This is a genomic window from Cupriavidus sp. GW822-FHT06G04 (assembly GCF_058799075.1).
The window spans coordinates 1-14448 of record NZ_JBXALD010000026.1; the positions used below are offsets into that span (position 1 = coordinate 1).

13 protein-coding genes and 2 pseudogenes are annotated in these 14448 nt (G+C 62.4%); 10 read left to right on the forward strand and 5 right to left on the reverse strand.

Features of this window, described 5'->3' with window-relative positions:
- The first annotated feature begins 93 nt into the window (after positions 1 to 93).
- Together AC1RKI_RS29830 and AC1RKI_RS29835 are read left to right on the forward strand one after the other, a co-directional pair.
- Positions 94 to 318: a hypothetical protein gene (locus AC1RKI_RS29830; protein ID WP_157779642.1), complete on the forward strand. Its 225-nt coding sequence runs from the start codon at positions 94 to 96 to the stop codon at positions 316 to 318.
- A 98-nt stretch (positions 319 to 416) separates the two neighbouring features.
- The gene (locus AC1RKI_RS29835) at positions 417 to 980 is read left to right on the forward strand and encodes a mechanosensitive ion channel family protein (RefSeq protein WP_012435773.1); all 564 of its coding nucleotides are present in this window, start codon (positions 417 to 419) and stop codon (positions 978 to 980) included.
- 145 nt (positions 981 to 1125) lie between these two features.
- On the opposite strand, the gene AC1RKI_RS29840 is transcribed toward AC1RKI_RS29835, so the two are convergent.
- Entirely contained in the window at positions 1126 to 1203 is a 78-nt protein-coding gene (locus AC1RKI_RS29840) for a YHYH domain-containing protein (protein ID WP_223819874.1), read from the reverse strand.
- A gap of 297 nt (positions 1204 to 1500) precedes the next feature.
- Between AC1RKI_RS29840 and AC1RKI_RS29845 the strand changes: the two are divergent.
- Positions 1501 to 2913, forward strand: a pseudogene (locus tag AC1RKI_RS29845) (site-specific integrase); the annotation flags it as partial.
- A 28-nt stretch (positions 2914 to 2941) separates the two neighbouring features.
- Here AC1RKI_RS29845 and AC1RKI_RS29850 read toward each other — a convergent pair.
- Positions 2942 to 3061: pseudogene (locus AC1RKI_RS29850) on the reverse strand (5'-nucleotidase); the annotation flags it as partial.
- Positions 3062 to 3267: 206 nt separating this feature from the next.
- On the opposite strand from AC1RKI_RS29850, the gene AC1RKI_RS29855 reads away from it, so the two are divergent.
- The 7 genes from AC1RKI_RS29855 to AC1RKI_RS29885 all read left to right on the forward strand — a co-directional run bounded on the left by AC1RKI_RS29855 (position 3268) and on the right by AC1RKI_RS29885 (position 9033).
- The gene (locus AC1RKI_RS29855; RefSeq protein ID WP_061960011.1) at positions 3268 to 4254 is read left to right on the forward strand and encodes an SIR2 family protein; all 987 of its coding nucleotides are present in this window, start codon (positions 3268 to 3270) and stop codon (positions 4252 to 4254) included.
- The gene (locus tag AC1RKI_RS29860) at positions 4202 to 5026 is read left to right on the forward strand and encodes a hypothetical protein (protein ID WP_200899110.1); all 825 of its coding nucleotides are present in this window, start codon (positions 4202 to 4204) and stop codon (positions 5024 to 5026) included. The genes AC1RKI_RS29855 and AC1RKI_RS29860 overlap by 53 nt, the downstream gene beginning before the upstream one ends.
- A 205-nt stretch (positions 5027 to 5231) precedes the next feature.
- Positions 5232 to 6050: a hypothetical protein gene (locus tag AC1RKI_RS29865; RefSeq protein WP_061960013.1), complete on the forward strand. Its 819-nt coding sequence runs from the start codon at positions 5232 to 5234 to the stop codon at positions 6048 to 6050.
- Positions 6051 to 6585: 535 nt separating this feature from the next.
- A complete protein-coding gene (locus tag AC1RKI_RS29870) occupies positions 6586 to 6768 on the forward strand; it encodes a hypothetical protein (RefSeq protein ID WP_061960014.1) in 183 nt (60 codons plus the stop codon).
- A 466-nt stretch (positions 6769 to 7234) separates the two neighbouring features.
- Positions 7235 to 7537: an H-NS histone family protein gene (locus AC1RKI_RS29875; protein WP_061960015.1), complete on the forward strand. Its 303-nt coding sequence runs from the start codon at positions 7235 to 7237 to the stop codon at positions 7535 to 7537.
- Positions 7538 to 7559: 22 nt separating this feature from the next.
- Positions 7560 to 7721, forward strand: a complete 162-nt coding sequence (locus AC1RKI_RS29880) for a hypothetical protein (RefSeq protein WP_157779643.1) — start codon at positions 7560 to 7562, stop codon at positions 7719 to 7721.
- Between the two features lie 235 nt (positions 7722 to 7956).
- Complete coding sequence (locus AC1RKI_RS29885) at positions 7957 to 9033, forward strand: RES family NAD+ phosphorylase (protein WP_157779644.1); 1077 nt, start codon at positions 7957 to 7959, stop codon at positions 9031 to 9033.
- A 45-nt stretch (positions 9034 to 9078) separates the two neighbouring features.
- Here the strand turns inward: AC1RKI_RS29885 and AC1RKI_RS29890 are convergent, their stop codons facing one another.
- Genes AC1RKI_RS29890 through imuA form a run of 3 tightly spaced genes read right to left on the reverse strand, consistent with a single transcriptional unit; the run spans position 9079 to position 14335 of the window.
- Positions 9079 to 12231, reverse strand: a complete 3153-nt coding sequence (locus AC1RKI_RS29890) for an error-prone DNA polymerase (protein WP_061960018.1) — start codon at positions 12229 to 12231, stop codon at positions 9079 to 9081.
- A gap of 9 nt (positions 12232 to 12240) precedes the next feature.
- The gene (locus AC1RKI_RS29895; protein WP_061960019.1) at positions 12241 to 13704 is read right to left on the reverse strand and encodes a Y-family DNA polymerase; all 1464 of its coding nucleotides are present in this window, start codon (positions 13702 to 13704) and stop codon (positions 12241 to 12243) included.
- A complete protein-coding gene (imuA, locus tag AC1RKI_RS29900) occupies positions 13631 to 14335 on the reverse strand; it encodes a translesion DNA synthesis-associated protein ImuA (RefSeq protein WP_061960020.1) in 705 nt (234 codons plus the stop codon). Before imuA ends, AC1RKI_RS29895 begins: the two co-directional genes overlap by 74 nt.
- Positions 14336 to 14448 lie beyond the last annotated feature (113 nt).

The following is a 14448-nucleotide window of genomic DNA, read 5'->3' on the forward strand; positions in this document are numbered from 1 at the left end:
CAGGTTCTGGCCAATCCCACGGACCGGCTTCCTGTTCAATAACTGAGGGGTGTTGCACTTCGCACTTGAAACCGCCCGCCATCGGAAACGGAAGTGGCGATGCTTCTCATAAAAGGGTTGACCCTTGAAGAGTGCGCTCACTCGCTAGCGTGGCATGATGTGACGGTGCGGACAATTGCCGCGGGCGTATTCGCCAAGGCGAACCTCAGCAATCGCCATCAATTTGCCGCCTACTTTTTCGGTGATCTGTTGGTTGAGCCGATCGAGCCTGCACCTCGATCAAAAACCGGTGAGTGTAGGCACGACGCCGGCATGTAAGTTGTCGCGCTTGACCTTCAAGCAAAGACCGGAACGGTAAAAATCCGATTATTGGTATCTGTGCCACAGTACGGTGCTGTGGCTGTATCTCTATTTCGATGAACAAACTTCTTCAAGCTATACACGAAAGCTTGCCGCAGTGGCTGGCAGATTGGTTCGACATTCTTGTTCCCGCTATCGAGGTCGTGCTGATTGCGGCTGGCGCATGGTTAGCAGTGCGCATCGCGCGGCGGTTGCTTAGAAAGCTGACCAATACATATTCTCTGCCAGGAAAAGTTGCGGCGCTGTCTTTGCGTGTGGTCGCGACCATCGTGTACGTAGCTGCCACGCTCTGGGCTCTGGAGCGAATGGGCGTGTCTGGAACCGTCCTGTGGACCGCATTCACGGGATTTGCCACTGTCGGGGCGGTCGCGTTTTTCGCCGCGTGGAGTGTACTCTCGAACCTGTTCTGCGCGCTCCTGATATACGTCACCGGTGCGTTCCGCATTGGGGATGTTGTGGAGCTTCTTGAGAACGGGGAAAAGCCGGGAATTAAGGGCCGTGTGCTCGACGTAAATCTCGTCTATACCACCTTACTGGAAACAACAGTCGAAGGACAAGAGGTGGTGCTGCAGCTGCCGAACAGTCTGGTGTTTCAACGTGTGCTACGAAGGTGGAAGTAACCGCAAGGGTGGCGCGGTCAGGCAAGGACGGAGACCGGCGCAAGAAGGGAAGCCCCGCTTCGCTTTTTTGAGGCCGAGCAAACTACTCAAGACCTTAAGCCGCTGGCGTCCGCGATGTCGGCGGACGCCGCAATACTGCTTGACTTCAGTGGCAGTGACGAATGCCGGTCTTGTGGTCCATATGGCAGCCTTGGCTGTCAGTCCCACCACTATGCGCCCACACGCCGCCCGACGCACAGGCCAGAACGGCCGTGAGAATGATGGTGATCCGTTTCAAGAAAGGTCTCCCTGGAGTGTTGGTTAGCGGTCTCAGTCTGCCGCAAGTTCCACACTATCATCACTGCGATTGCCAGCCCTCCCCGCCGCGGTAGGGCTGTTGCGGCTGTGTCACAACTGTCTGCGCTCGCTACGGCCAACGCACCTCAGCAACTTAACGAAAATGCTGACGGCCGCTGGCGCCCAAGTTTGTAGGTGAATCGACGCATAGCGTCCCCGCAATCCCGATGGCCTCGCCGATGGCCAGGCCATCAGGGTTCTGCGTGCTCTGCCTGCGCCGCAGCCACAGGTCACCGACGACATTGAACTGTGGCTGGCACCGCGGGCCGTGCGCGCATTGCGAGCCCACGGCATTTCCACACTGGCGGACCTGACCGTGCGCGTGCCGCGCCGGCGCCGCTGGTGGGGCGCGATCCCGGGGCTGGGGCAAGCGAGCGCGCGGCACATCGAGGCCTTCTTCCACGCCCATCCGCGGTTGACGGAGCGTGCGCGTGCCCTGATCGTCGGCGCGCCGCCAGGCGAGGTGGTCCCGTGGGAGCGGCTGAAACTGCCCGACGAGGTGGACGGCTCGCGAGGCAGCTTCCGGGCACCGCGACAGGCCTGCACGCTCGACGCATCGAACGACTACGAAGCCGTGCAGGCCTGGCTCGCCCTGCACGAAACCCAGACCACGCAGCGCGCCTATCGCAAGGAGGCGGAACGCCTGATCCTGTGGGCGATTATCGAGCGCGGTCGGGCGCTGTCGTCGCTTACGACCGAGGACGCCATCGCCTACCGCGGGTTCCTGCGGCGACCAACTCCGCGTGAGCGCTGGATCGGGCCACCGCGGGCACGCAGCGCGCCCGACTGGCGCCCCTTCGCACGGGGGCTATCGGCACGATCGACGGCCTACGCCCTCACGGTGCTGGGCGCCATGTTCCGATGGCTGATCGAGCAGCGCTATGTATTGGCCAACCCGTTTGCCGGCATCAAAGTCCGCGGCCGCACGCGGGTCGCGCCACTCGATACCACACGTGGCTTTACTGAGGGCGAATGGCTGCTGGTGCGCACCATTGCCGATGGCCTGGAATGGTCGTACGGGTGGGACGTGCCCGCAGCGCAGCGCTTGCGCTTCATTCTCGATTTTGCCTACGCGACCGGCCTGCGGGCCAGCGAACTGGTTGGCGCGACGCTGGGCGATATCCGCACTGACGAGCGCAACGACCGCTGGCTGCACCTGGTCGGCAAAGGTGGGCGCCCGGGAAAGGTGGCGCTACCGCCACTTGCGCGAACCGCACTCGATCAGCATCTTGTACAGCGCGGACTGCCGGTGACACCAGCCCGTTGGGACCCCAGGACACCCTTGATCGCCAGCCTGGAGCAGGACAGCGTCACTAACATCACCGGCACCCGGCTGTGGATGGTAATGCGGCGCTTCTTTGGCCAGGCCGCGGACATCATCGCCGGCGACCACCCGACACTCGCCGAAAAGCTGCGCCGAGCCAGTCCCCACTGGACGCGGCATACCCACGCTACACACGCCCTCGCTCGCGGCGCGGAACTGACCACCGTGCGCGATAACCTACGCCACGCGTCGGTGGCCACCACCTCGATTTACTTGCAAAGCGACGAAGTCAAGCGGGCACACCAAATAGGTCAGGCCTTTGCCGCTCGGTAGCCGACGTCCGTGCCGACTGGCTTAGCGTGCAATATTTTCCGTTTTCTGAAGCGACCCCTTCTTGAAACAGGCGATTCTCCAACTCTAGGTTGAACAGCGCGCGAGATGAAATCCCGATAACAAGCTTGTCGGTAAGGTCGTAGGCCATGCGTGAGTATAAACGAGCACTTTCGGAGGCTCTGTAGTGAGGCGCTATGAGTTCTGCGCACAACCACCGGGGCGCTGACAACCAAGGTATACCCTGATATTCGTGATAAGCGTAGTTATCAAGAACAAGAAAAGCGCAGCATTCGAGGTGGCGCCTTGCTTTTCCCTTAGAATCGGCGCCAATTCGCCCCTCACGAGCCGACAGCCATGAAGATCGACCCCACCACTAAGCTCGCCTTCTCCTTATACGAGAACCCCGGCGTTCACGCCGTGCTGCTGGGCTCGGGCATCTCTCGCGCCGCCGCGATCCCAACCGGCTGGGAAATCACGCTAGACTTGGTGCGCCGTGTCGCACTGATGCAAGGGGAGCCGGAGCAGCCGGATTGGGCGCGCTGGTATGCAACCAAGTTTGGCGGCGAGCCGAATTACTCGCGATTGCTGGAGCAACTGGCTGACACCGCGGCCGAGCGACGGGCCATCCTGGATCGCTACATCGAGCCCACGCCGGAGGAGCGGGACGCCGGTAAGAAGCTGCCGACACGGGCGCATCGCGCCATCGCACGCCTGGTCCGCGACGGCTTTATCAAGGTCATCCTGACCACGAACTTCGACCGGCTGATGGAGAACGCGCTTCGCGACGAAGGAGTCGAGCCGGTCGTTGTCGCTTCAGTGGACGGGCTGGCCGGCTCGGTGCCGATGTCGCATGCCGGCTGCTACCTCGTCAAGCTGCACGGCGACTACAAGGATGCACGCATCCTCAATACCGACGCCGAACTGGCGGGCTACCCCCCCGAATACGACCAGCTGCTCGATCGCGTCTTCGACGACTACGGATTGATCGTGTGCGGCTGGTCCGGCGAGTGGGATCACGCGCTGCGCGCGGCTATCCTGCGGTCCCCCAAACCGCCGGTACCCGCTCTTTTGGGCGGCAAAGGGCGGACGGCTTCGGCCCCGCGGCCAGGAGTTGCTGGATCATCGGCGGGGCGTCACGATTCCGATCGACGATGCCGATGGCTTCCTGGAAGGCGTGCAGCGCTCGGTGGAAACATTGGCGCAGAGCCAGTCGCCGGATCCGGCCAGCGTCGCGTTGGCCGTGGCAAGTGCGCGGCGCTACGTGGCCAAGTCGGAGTTCCGTATCCCATTGGAAGATCTGGTGCGCGACCAGCTCGCGAGAGTAGCCGCCGCACTGGATGAGCACCGTGCTAATCCACCCGCAGGCGACTATCAAAAGGATGTGTTTTGCCGGTACGTTGAAACCTACGAGGCGGTAATGGAGGGCCTGGCGACCGTTGCTGGCGTGCTCGGGCGTTGGGGAAACGGTGAGGAGTTGGAGCTGGTGCTGGACGCCCTTCGCGCCTTGGACGCGAAGGCCCGGGAAGTTCAATCCGGCTATCTGCCCTATCTTGAGATCCGCAGCTATCCCGCGGTGCTCATGTTCGCAGCATACGGTCTTGGGCTCACCAGGGCCGGTCGGTGGCAAACCTTGCATCGGTTTCTGACGGCGGAGTTGGAACGCGACCATCATGGCCGCCGCCGGACGGTCGACCGTCTGTTCGGGTTCGCTTGGGCAGGCGCGGAGTATTTCAAGCATCTCCCCGGAAAGGAGAATCACAAGACACCATCGAGCGACCGCATCCTGACGGCGCTGGGCGCGTGGGCTCCGGCCTTTATGGGCGTGCTACCCGACATCGAACCGTGCTTCGCCCGCTTCGAGATTCTCGCGTCATTGGCCTACACGGATGTGCACGAGGACGGGGCGCTCGAGCAGGGGTTGAGTACGGGCGGGAACAACTGGACCCCGGTCGGGCGCTCGTCATGGAGCGAGTCAGTCTCGGCGCCAATTCTCGATGAGCTAGCCGGGGACTGGGGCGACCAGCTGATAGACTCTGGCTTCGCTAAGCGCCAGCGGCCGCGCCTTGAGCTATTCATGCGCGGTTTTCGTGGCGTGATCTCACGAAACTGGTAACTCCCTTGAGGGATGTGGCCCTTCAGTCGCCTCCCTGGCGACACACGTGCGGGCTAGGGGTCGCGTGGGCGCCACAAATGAAAAGGGCGCTCCGCAGAGCGCCCCCAAAGCAGGAAGTCGGGGGTCCGCCCACCCTTGCAGGCGGCTGCCAACACTGATCCCGACTTTTCGCTTCCTAATATACGGAATTTGGGCCGCTAAGTCAATGGACCATCTCAACGACGAAGAACTGGCTGCGGTGGCAGCATTGCTGTCCAGCGAGCGCCTCAGCACGTTCGAGCGCCTTGCAGGTTCGAACCGCGGCGCGATTGCGCTGCATCAGGAGATGCTGCGGCTGGCCGCCGCCCTGATGACCGTCACCGCCGTCGTGGAGATCGCGCTGCGCAATGCCGTCTGTGACCGGCTCACCGAACATTTCGGTACGGCGGATTGGCTGCGAAACCCGCCCGCACCGTTTGCATGGGGCGGGGAGGAACGCGAGAAGATCATCAGCGCTGAGAAGAGCGCCCGGCAAGCTGCCTACGCGAAGCACACACAGGAACAGAAGCGCGCGTTGGACGCCATCGCCTTCAGGAAGCGCGGTGGTGTGGCTCCTTCAGCTCTTCCTTATGACGCCCTCGTCAAAGCCCGGCAGGCCGCGATTCAAGTTCCGATGGGGCAAGTGGTCGCGCAACTCACCATGTATTTCTGGAAGCGCTTGTTCTCGCCGGATTACGAACAGACGCTCTGGAGGCCCGCGCTAAAACGCGTCTTTCCGTACAAGACTATTAGCCGGCCGGAGGTCGCCCGCCATTTGGAGGCGATCTATCAATCCCGGAACCGCATTGCGCATCACGAGCCTGTGTATGGTCGACGTCTAGCCGAGACGGAGGCGGCCTTCGATTTTGTTGCCCGGCATCTTGGCTCACGCGGCGGTGATGGGGCGACGCCCTTGGAGAAGCTGCTTCAGCCCGAGATTGCAGAATTGCGCGATCGATCCAACGAAATGCGAGGTCGGCTCATAGCGTTGCAAGGTGTGCGTTGAGAATGCGCTGTCGGGACTCAGTGTGAAGTCGAGTTTTCCCGATCCCAGCCGCTCTGCATGAGCCTGTGCGATCCGGGCCCCAGCCGGCGTGTCCAGGAACTGTGCGAGTGATAGCAGTTCGTCCGCGGTAAAGTCGTCTGCGAGGGTATCGTCCAGCTTCGCCGCTACATCACGCGACGGCAACCCTACGAGGCAGGCGTTCAGCGGTTTGGTCAGGTCCGCGCTTTGCGGGCCAGCGACCCGCGGATCGCCGGGACCATCTCAGTGTCTGCGACTACGGCGGCAATGCGCCTGGCTGCACGTTCAACGTCGATGGGACTGGCGCCATAGCACAGATTGAAAGCACACATTGCCGTGCCGGCCAAGGGGGTACGCGATTTTGAAACCTTTCCGTCTTTAGAAAGTGAATCGCTTAGATTATCGGCTGACTTCCGAACGCGATGATAGCTGGAATTAACGGTACGGCGTGTATTCTATGAAGCAGCGAAACACGCTTTCCTCGAATTCACTTCAACCTTTCAGTGGAGTACACACCATGGTCTTCAGCGATGCCCGCCGTGAGCTTCGGGAGTTGATCCAGATTGTCGCCGAGACGGAGCGATATGACGCAACGCTTGCGGCAGACCGTAGCATTGCGCCCCATGAAAGCGCCGTTGCGGATCGACAGCGTAAAGAATTGCGAAAGGCCCAACTGATGGCGAAGTACGAGCTTGTGTAGGAGTGGACTCGAATGCGACGAACACTGGAACAGCCAGCGCCATTGCCGGCCGGCAAGTACCTTGTCCGGACCCGGGAGGGCACGCTTCTTTCGGCAACAGCGAACGGTCATAGCGAGATCTTTCCCGAGGCTCAGTGCGTCAGCGATGGTAAGTGGTGCGTCTTTTATCGCGCCGGTCGGGAAGTGTGGGGTTGCAACTCGCTTTACGCAGCCGCGCAGTTTGACTGTGTCTTAAATGGAGAATGATGGCGGGGCGAAAGGTCGGCCGTATCGGCCCGGCGGGCATGTCAAGCACCAGAGGGCGGAGCGATGCTCTCCATTCTTCTTTCCAGTCTGCCGAACGAATATCGGGGCAGTCGGACCGCAGCTTCCGCCGTGATGTTGGTGGCCGGGCAATGTGCCGTCAACACGGTGGATTTCTCGTAGACTCGCTAGTGGCTAAACTCGTTTTCTCTCGGAGTATTAAATGACGACATACAAAGAGCTATTGGCGCAAAGGGAAGCGTTGGAGGCGCGTCTGGAAGAAGCGCGCCAGGCGGAAGTCGGCGCGGCGGTTCAGCAGATCCACGATTTGATGGATCAATATGGTCTAACGGTCGACGACCTGGCCCGCCGGCGCGGTCGGGGCCGTCCACGCACTAAGGCAAGATCCGAGTCGGTCGCGATGTATCAGGATCCGAAAACCGGAAAGACTTGGTCCGGACGTGGTCGCGCGCCGTCCTGGCTCGGAAAGAACAGGGAGCGTTTTCGCATCCCTACGGCTCAATGAGGTGTCCGTCAAGGAGACGTCGATGTCTGAGCATTTGAAAGCGATTCTGGCGAGCCTGAAACAGCAGCCGCAACGGCAAGACGCGACGAACGATCAGTTGCGCGATCTCGCTGTAATCGCTGACCGGCTCGGCATGTACGATGCAGCGGATCTGGTCCGTCGCTTGATCGGTGATAGGGCGTAACGAAGAGCGCTGACAGCGGATAGGCGAGGCTGCTGCAGGCTTAGCCGTATGAGGAATTGCGAAGGTGAGCTCAGGAACGAAGGGCCTATTTCATGAATTCATGTTGGAGGGGGAACGCGCGGAACCGACGTGGGTGTGTGCAGATTGTGTAGATGACCGTATCGTCAAAATGCTCGCGTCGGAACTATTTGAGAGGCGGGTCTGTAGTGGATGCAATAGTGCGACGATAAACGCGATGACGCCAAAACGCATCGCTGAATTTATCGGAAAACACCTGCCAAACCACTTTGAGCCAGACTATGGGCTCTATCCTGGGTACGAAAGGACACTTGATGAGGTGGTGGGCGAGGCCATCGGTTGCCGTTCGGACTTTATCAGGAGAGCAGTCTCGGAGTGTCTGGAGGATGCGAGTGCCGCTGAAGAGGACTTTTATTGCCCAGGGCAAGAATACCGCCGCACAGGGAGCCCCTTCGATTCGGAAGAGCATGAACGATGGTATGTAGTGGGGGCCTGGCACCGCATAGCTGATGAACTCACCCATGGCCAACGTTTCTTCAATGATGGGGCGCGTAGTTTTTTCGAGGGGTTGATTGACGAAGCCCTCAACGCGACGGACCCAAAGCGACCCGGGACGCCGGCTTTGGTCACAATTCATGGCGTTGGGACAAGGTTCTACCGATCTCGCATCGCCGACAGCGCTCACGAAGCTAAGTCGTTTGCGGACAGCCCTGACGTCGCGCTGGGTGCAGCACCTAAGGAACGAGCCGCGAACAATCGCATGAGCCCGGCCGGCATCCCACTGCTTTATGTTTCGCGCGAACTTGATACGTGTATCGCTGAAGTACGGCCGTCCATCGGGGACACCGTGGTCGTTGGTCAGTTCCAGTCTACGGAACCTTTGAAGTTCTTCGACTTTACAGCGCTGAATCGTTGGCTAAAGCACGAGCCTCTGAGTCTTTTCGACCCCAACTATCAGAAGCGCAGCGAGTATCGGCTGCTCCTTCGGTATCTACACGAAGAAATCTCACGTCCGGTCCGAGCCAACGACACGGACTATGTGGTGACTCAGGCGCTAGCGGAGTTCATCCGCTACGAGAAAAATTGGTCGTTTGACGGCATTGCATTCCAGTCAGTGCAGCGCAAGGGGGGAGTCAACTATGCGCTCTTTGATCGAGGTGCGCCTGAGCATATTCATCGCCCCGAGTGGCGTCCAACATTCCACCTATCGATAGAGAGTGATGCAGTGACCGTGCATGTTGTCGATAGTGTTGACTACCGCCACAAGGTCGCGACGGAAGCAGGCCTTGCATAGAACCTTAGACCAACCTCTCCGGCCGAGATTACATCGTCGCGAGCTTCAGCAGAAGTTTCTGCTGCGCGTGTCCAGCGCTCCCAACATCGTGGACAGGTCAATGGCCCTCTGTGCGACAAGATGTTTCACGTCGCCATCGGCTTGCCACTGGCCGTAGATTCCAATGAGGGATGCCCCAAGGAACTCCCTGCGGAATTTCTCGAGAATGCTCGGCCATATGATCACGTTGACCGTGCCGGTTTCATCCTCGAGCGTCATGAACATGACCCCATTTGCGGTACCCGGCCGCTGGCGCACTGTCACCAGGCCGGCGCCGCGGGCGAACTGCCTGTCGCCATAGGCCGAAAGCGTTGCCGCCGATTCAAAGCGCTGCGCGGCTAACCTGCCGCGAAGCAGGGATAGGGGATGACGTCGCAGAGTGAGCCCCATCGTCCGATAGTCTGCAATGATGGCCTCGGCTTCCGTTGGGGCGGAGAGGGAAGGGGCATCTTCAGCAATCGTCGTCGGGCGCAGCAGATCCTTGTCGGGCACCGCGATAGTCGCTTGCCACAGCGCCTGGCGCCGATCGCCAGCCAGTCCTTCCAGTGCATTGGCCGCGGCCAACACCTGCAGGTCGTGCCGATCGAGCCGGGCACGACGCGCCAAGTCACCAACGGAGACGAATGGCTGCACCGCGCGCGCCTCCGCGATCCGTTGCGCGGCATCCTGGCGCATGCCTCTCACCAACGACAAGCCCAGCCGCACCGCCGCCGGTGGGCCACTCTCGAGCGCGGAGTCCCAGGCGCTGACCGTGACATCGGCCGGCAACGCCTCGACGCCGTGACGTCGTGCGTCCTGGACTAGCTGCGAGGGTGTGTAGAACCCCATCGGTTGACTGTTTAGCAGCGCGCAGAGGAAGGCCGCGGGTTCATGGCATTTCAGCCAGGCGCTCGCGTACACCAGTAGCGCAAAGCTCGCCGAATGGCTCTCGGGGAAACCGTATTCACCGAAGCCCTGGATCTGCTGGAAGATGCTTTCGGCGAACTCGCGGTCATAGCCGCGCTCCAGCATGCCGGACACGATCCGTTCATGGTATCCGCCGAGTCCGCCCTTGCGCTTCCACGCTGCCATCGCCCTACGCAGCTGGTCCGCCTCGCCGGCGGAAAAGCCCGCAGCCAGCATGGCCACCTGCATTACCTGTTCCTGGAAGATCGGTACGCCCAACGTCCGGGATAGCGCCTTCTCCATGGCCGGACTGGGATAGGTGACCGGCTCCTTTCCTTGGCGCCGGCGCAGGTAAGGATGCACCATCCCGCCCTGCACGGGCCCGGGGCGGACGATGGCCACCTCGATCACCAGGTCGTAGAAGGTGCGCGGTCGCAGCCTCGGCAGCATGGACATCTGCGCCCGGGATTCCACCTGAAACACGCCCATCGAATCGGCGCGGCACAGCATCTCATACGTTGCGGGATCCTCGGCGGGGATGTCCTGCAGTTCGAAAACCTCACCCCGCTGGGCAGCAACAAGATCCAGCGCGCGCCGAATGGCCGACAGCATGCCCAGCGCCAGCACATCGACCTTGAGCAAGCCCACGGCGTCGAGATCGTCCTTGTCCCACTGGATGACGCTGCGTTCGTGCATGGCCGCGTTCTCTATCGGCACAAGCCGTGACAGCTTGCCGCGCGCTAGCACGAAGCCGCCAGAATGCTGCGACAGATGTCGCGGAAAGCCTAGCATCTGCACGGCCATCGCGGCCCAGCGCTGGGTCAGTTCGCTTTCCATGTCGACGCCACTCTCGGCAAAGCGCTTGAGCAGGTCGGCTTGGCTATCGAACCACTGGTGGGACTTCGCCACCAGGTCGACGATCGCCGGATCGACACCCAACGCCTTGCCAGCTTCGCGCAGCGCCCCTCGCGGCCGGTAGGTGGACACTGCAGCCGCCAGCGCCGCGCGATCCCGCCCGTACTTGCGGTACAGGTACTGGATGACCTCTTCGCGGCGCTGGTGCTCAAAGTCAACGTCGATATCGGGAGGCTCGCCGCGCTCCTTGGAAATAAAGCGCTCGAACAGCAGGTTGCCGCGCGCCGGATCGACCTCCGTCACGCCCAGGCAGTAGCACACCGCCGAGTTGGCGGCCGAGCCACGGCCCTGGCACAGGATGCCGTTGGAGCGGGCGAAGCGGACGATATCGTAGACGGTCAGGAAGTAGGGCTCGTAGGCCATGTCCCGGATCAGCGCGAGCTCGTGCTCGATCTGTTCCTGCACCGCGTGCGGGATGCCCAAAGGGAAGCGACGGTGGGCACCGATATAAGTCTCTCGGCGCAGGTAATCGGTCGGCGTGGTGCCGTCCGGAATCACCTCTTCGGGATACTCATAGCGCAGCTCGTCCAGCGAGAACTGGCACAGATTTGCGATATGGACTGACTCGGTCAGCAGCCGGCTGGGGTACAGGTTCGCTAGTCGCAGTCGGGAGCGCAGATGGCGCTCCGCATTGGGCATCAGGGCGTAGCCGCAATCGCCGACTGGCTTGCCGATCCGGATCGCGCTAAGCACATCCTGCAGCGGCTTGCGCGAGCGCACGTGCATCACCACGTCTCCGGTGGCCACCAGCCGCAGGTGATTCGCCGCGGCCGCCTCGTACACGGCGGCACGGTGCAGATCGTCTAGTGGCCGATGCAGCAGACTTAGACCCATCCATGCGCGGCCGGCAAAGGTCCGCGCAACCCACGCCGCCTGCGAGTGCAACCGCTCCGGCGCCGTGCCGTACTCCGGGGTGAACACGATCAAGCAGTCGGGCAGGCCACGTAGGTGCGCCGCCTCGCCTTCTGGTGCCTCCAGGTCGCGTGGCGTCAGCCAATAGGTGCCCTTGGCGGTGCGCGTGCGCCCCAGCGTAATGAGTTCGCATAGGTTGCCGTAGCCCTCGCGGTTGCGGGCTAGCGCAACGAAGGATAGGGCAGGGCTACCGTCGGCGTTCACCAACCGGAATGAGGCACCGACCAGCAGTTTCAGGCCATGCGTCTTTGCCTCGGTGTGCGCTCGAACGATGCCGGCCAGCGAACATTCGTCCGTGATCGCGAGCGCGTGGTACCCCAGTGCCGCGGCGCGTTCGACCAACTCTTCGGCGCGAGAGGCGCCCTCGAGGAAACTGAAATTCGAGCGGCATTGCAGCTCGGCGTAGCCGGGCAGGGTGCCCAGCTCGCCGGTGGTGGGGGTTGGCACGGTCGATCCCTATCCGAAAAGGCCGTGCAAATACCAGCGCACCGCGTCGCCGTCGCGGCTGCCCAGGCGTTCCTGGTAGATCCAATAGTGGCTGTGGTCCTCGGCCTCCGCGACAAAGTAGTCGCGGGTCAGCAACTGGCCATCCCACCAGCCGGCCTCGATGCGCTCGGGCGGCGAGACAAGCCGTAGCTGGGAGCCATAGAAGGGCCGGTTATTACGAGTGAGCAGGGCGCCCGGCTTGGCCAGGAGCCAGGCCGGTCGAGGCAGACCAGACGGCGGCGGCGCCGGCTCCGCCGCTTCGGTGATGGGCACCCATGCGTTCGCATGCTCCGGGCGGTAGTCGGCACGCGTCGCAGGCTTCAGGACGTGATCCGCGCCCAGCCGCGCGACCAGCAACTCCATCACTCGCGCGTGGTCCTCCGGCTTGCCGCCGGGCTCGGGGAATAGCGTCTCACTCGGCGGCGCCATGGGTTGCACGTCGGTGACCGACAGCCGAACCGCGATCAATGGCGCCGTGATCTCCAAGCGCGCAAGTCGTTCGCGCAGCAATCGCGTGAGGTGCTCGTCGTGCCACGCCGGCTCGGCAAGTGCGATATCGACTTTCGTGGGCGGCTGCGCTTCTCGGCCGCGCTCGTGCTCGAGCGACACGACAAAGCCAGATAGCGCCAACTGACGCGCCGTCAGCCAGCCGAGCAGCTGCGCGATCAGACCGTTGGCATAGGCGAGCGTCGCCTCTGCCTGTTCGATTCGGTCTGGGAACTCAACGCGCGCCGAAAAGGCTGGCGGCGCCTGGAGCCAGTCGAAGATTTCGGGTGCCTCGCCCAGCGCGCGATCGAGCGCGTCATTGATTGCGTCGCCGCAACGGCGCTGCAGGCCTGCGCGTGGCAAGCGCCGAATCTGGCCGAGTGTTCGGCATCCCAAGCCATCGAACCAGTCACGATGCGCGCGTGCTGCGGGCAGTAGGGCAGCCGGCAACGACGTCAGTTGCCGAGCCAAGGATGCATCGGACAGTGCCGCGCCGCCACCGGCCGCCGCCAGTAGCCAGGCGCCCTGAGCGGTAGGGGCGCAGCCCAGCGAACAGGAGAATCCCATGGTCTCCACCGTTCGACGCATGCGTCCCCGGAGCTTACGGATGCCGCCGAAAAGCCGAAGGCTTGCGTAAACATCGACCAGCACCGCCGCTTCCTCGGCAAGGACCACGTTCGGGGAATACTGCAGCAGCGCGATGGCGACGCGATACAGGGCCTCCGTTTCCTTCGCTGGCGCGCGGTCAAAGAGCAGGGTAGCGGGCGCGATTGCCTGCACGCCACCGCGGCGCATCAGATACCGCACGCCGCCGGCTCGAGCGCTCGATGAGGCGTGGACCACTTTTTCCTGTTCCAGGACAACCGCCGGGAGTTCAATTGACCAATTCGGCCGGAAGACTTCGAGGGGTAGCGACGGTAGGCGAAGGCAAATCCACAGGTGCTGCATGACGAGACAAAAGAATCGGTGACGGCGCCAAGGCGAGCCGGAGCGGCACCTCCTGTTGCGGCCCTCGTCGCTTGACGAAGGTCAGATCGACGCCGCCGGGCGCCGGTGCGATGGCCACGCGTAAAGGCGCTGGTGAACTGTCGCGTGCGCAAGCGAGCGGGCGTATCAGACAGAACAGTGTCTCGCTCGCCTGCGCCGCTAGATGCAAACGACGCAATGACTCGCCCCGGACATGTTGCTGCCAGCACAGCACCGCAGAGCACGTTCCGGCCCGCAGCAGCTGCTCGGCTGCCCACAGCAGGTCGGCCGTGCGTTGCGGGCGGAGCCACAGCAGCCGTTCAGCAGGGATACCCCAATTTCCCCATGCCAGCGCCTGGGGCGGGTGGGGCGGGGAGAGCAGCGCGATTGGGCGCTTCCCGAGCGCCAGCAGGGCGTCGCGCAGCAAACGAAGCTCCCCCACACCGGGTTGCTGCACCAGCAGTTCGACCAACGTGCCGAGGGGCCAGCCGCCGCCCGGCAACTCTCCGGCGAGCGCCTTGTCAGCCGCGGCGACAGTGCGGCCGGCGCTCCGGGCAAGCTGGGAGGCGCGCCACAGTGCTGGATGGATGGTTTCAGGGTCGAGAACTGGCATGACAGGGTTCCTGTTAGCCAGTGTACTGTATATCCGTACAGTGTGCGCCGGCTAACCGGCAAGGAGTAGAGGGTGAAAGTCCCTGACAGCAGAAGATCTAGCGAATCACGCTG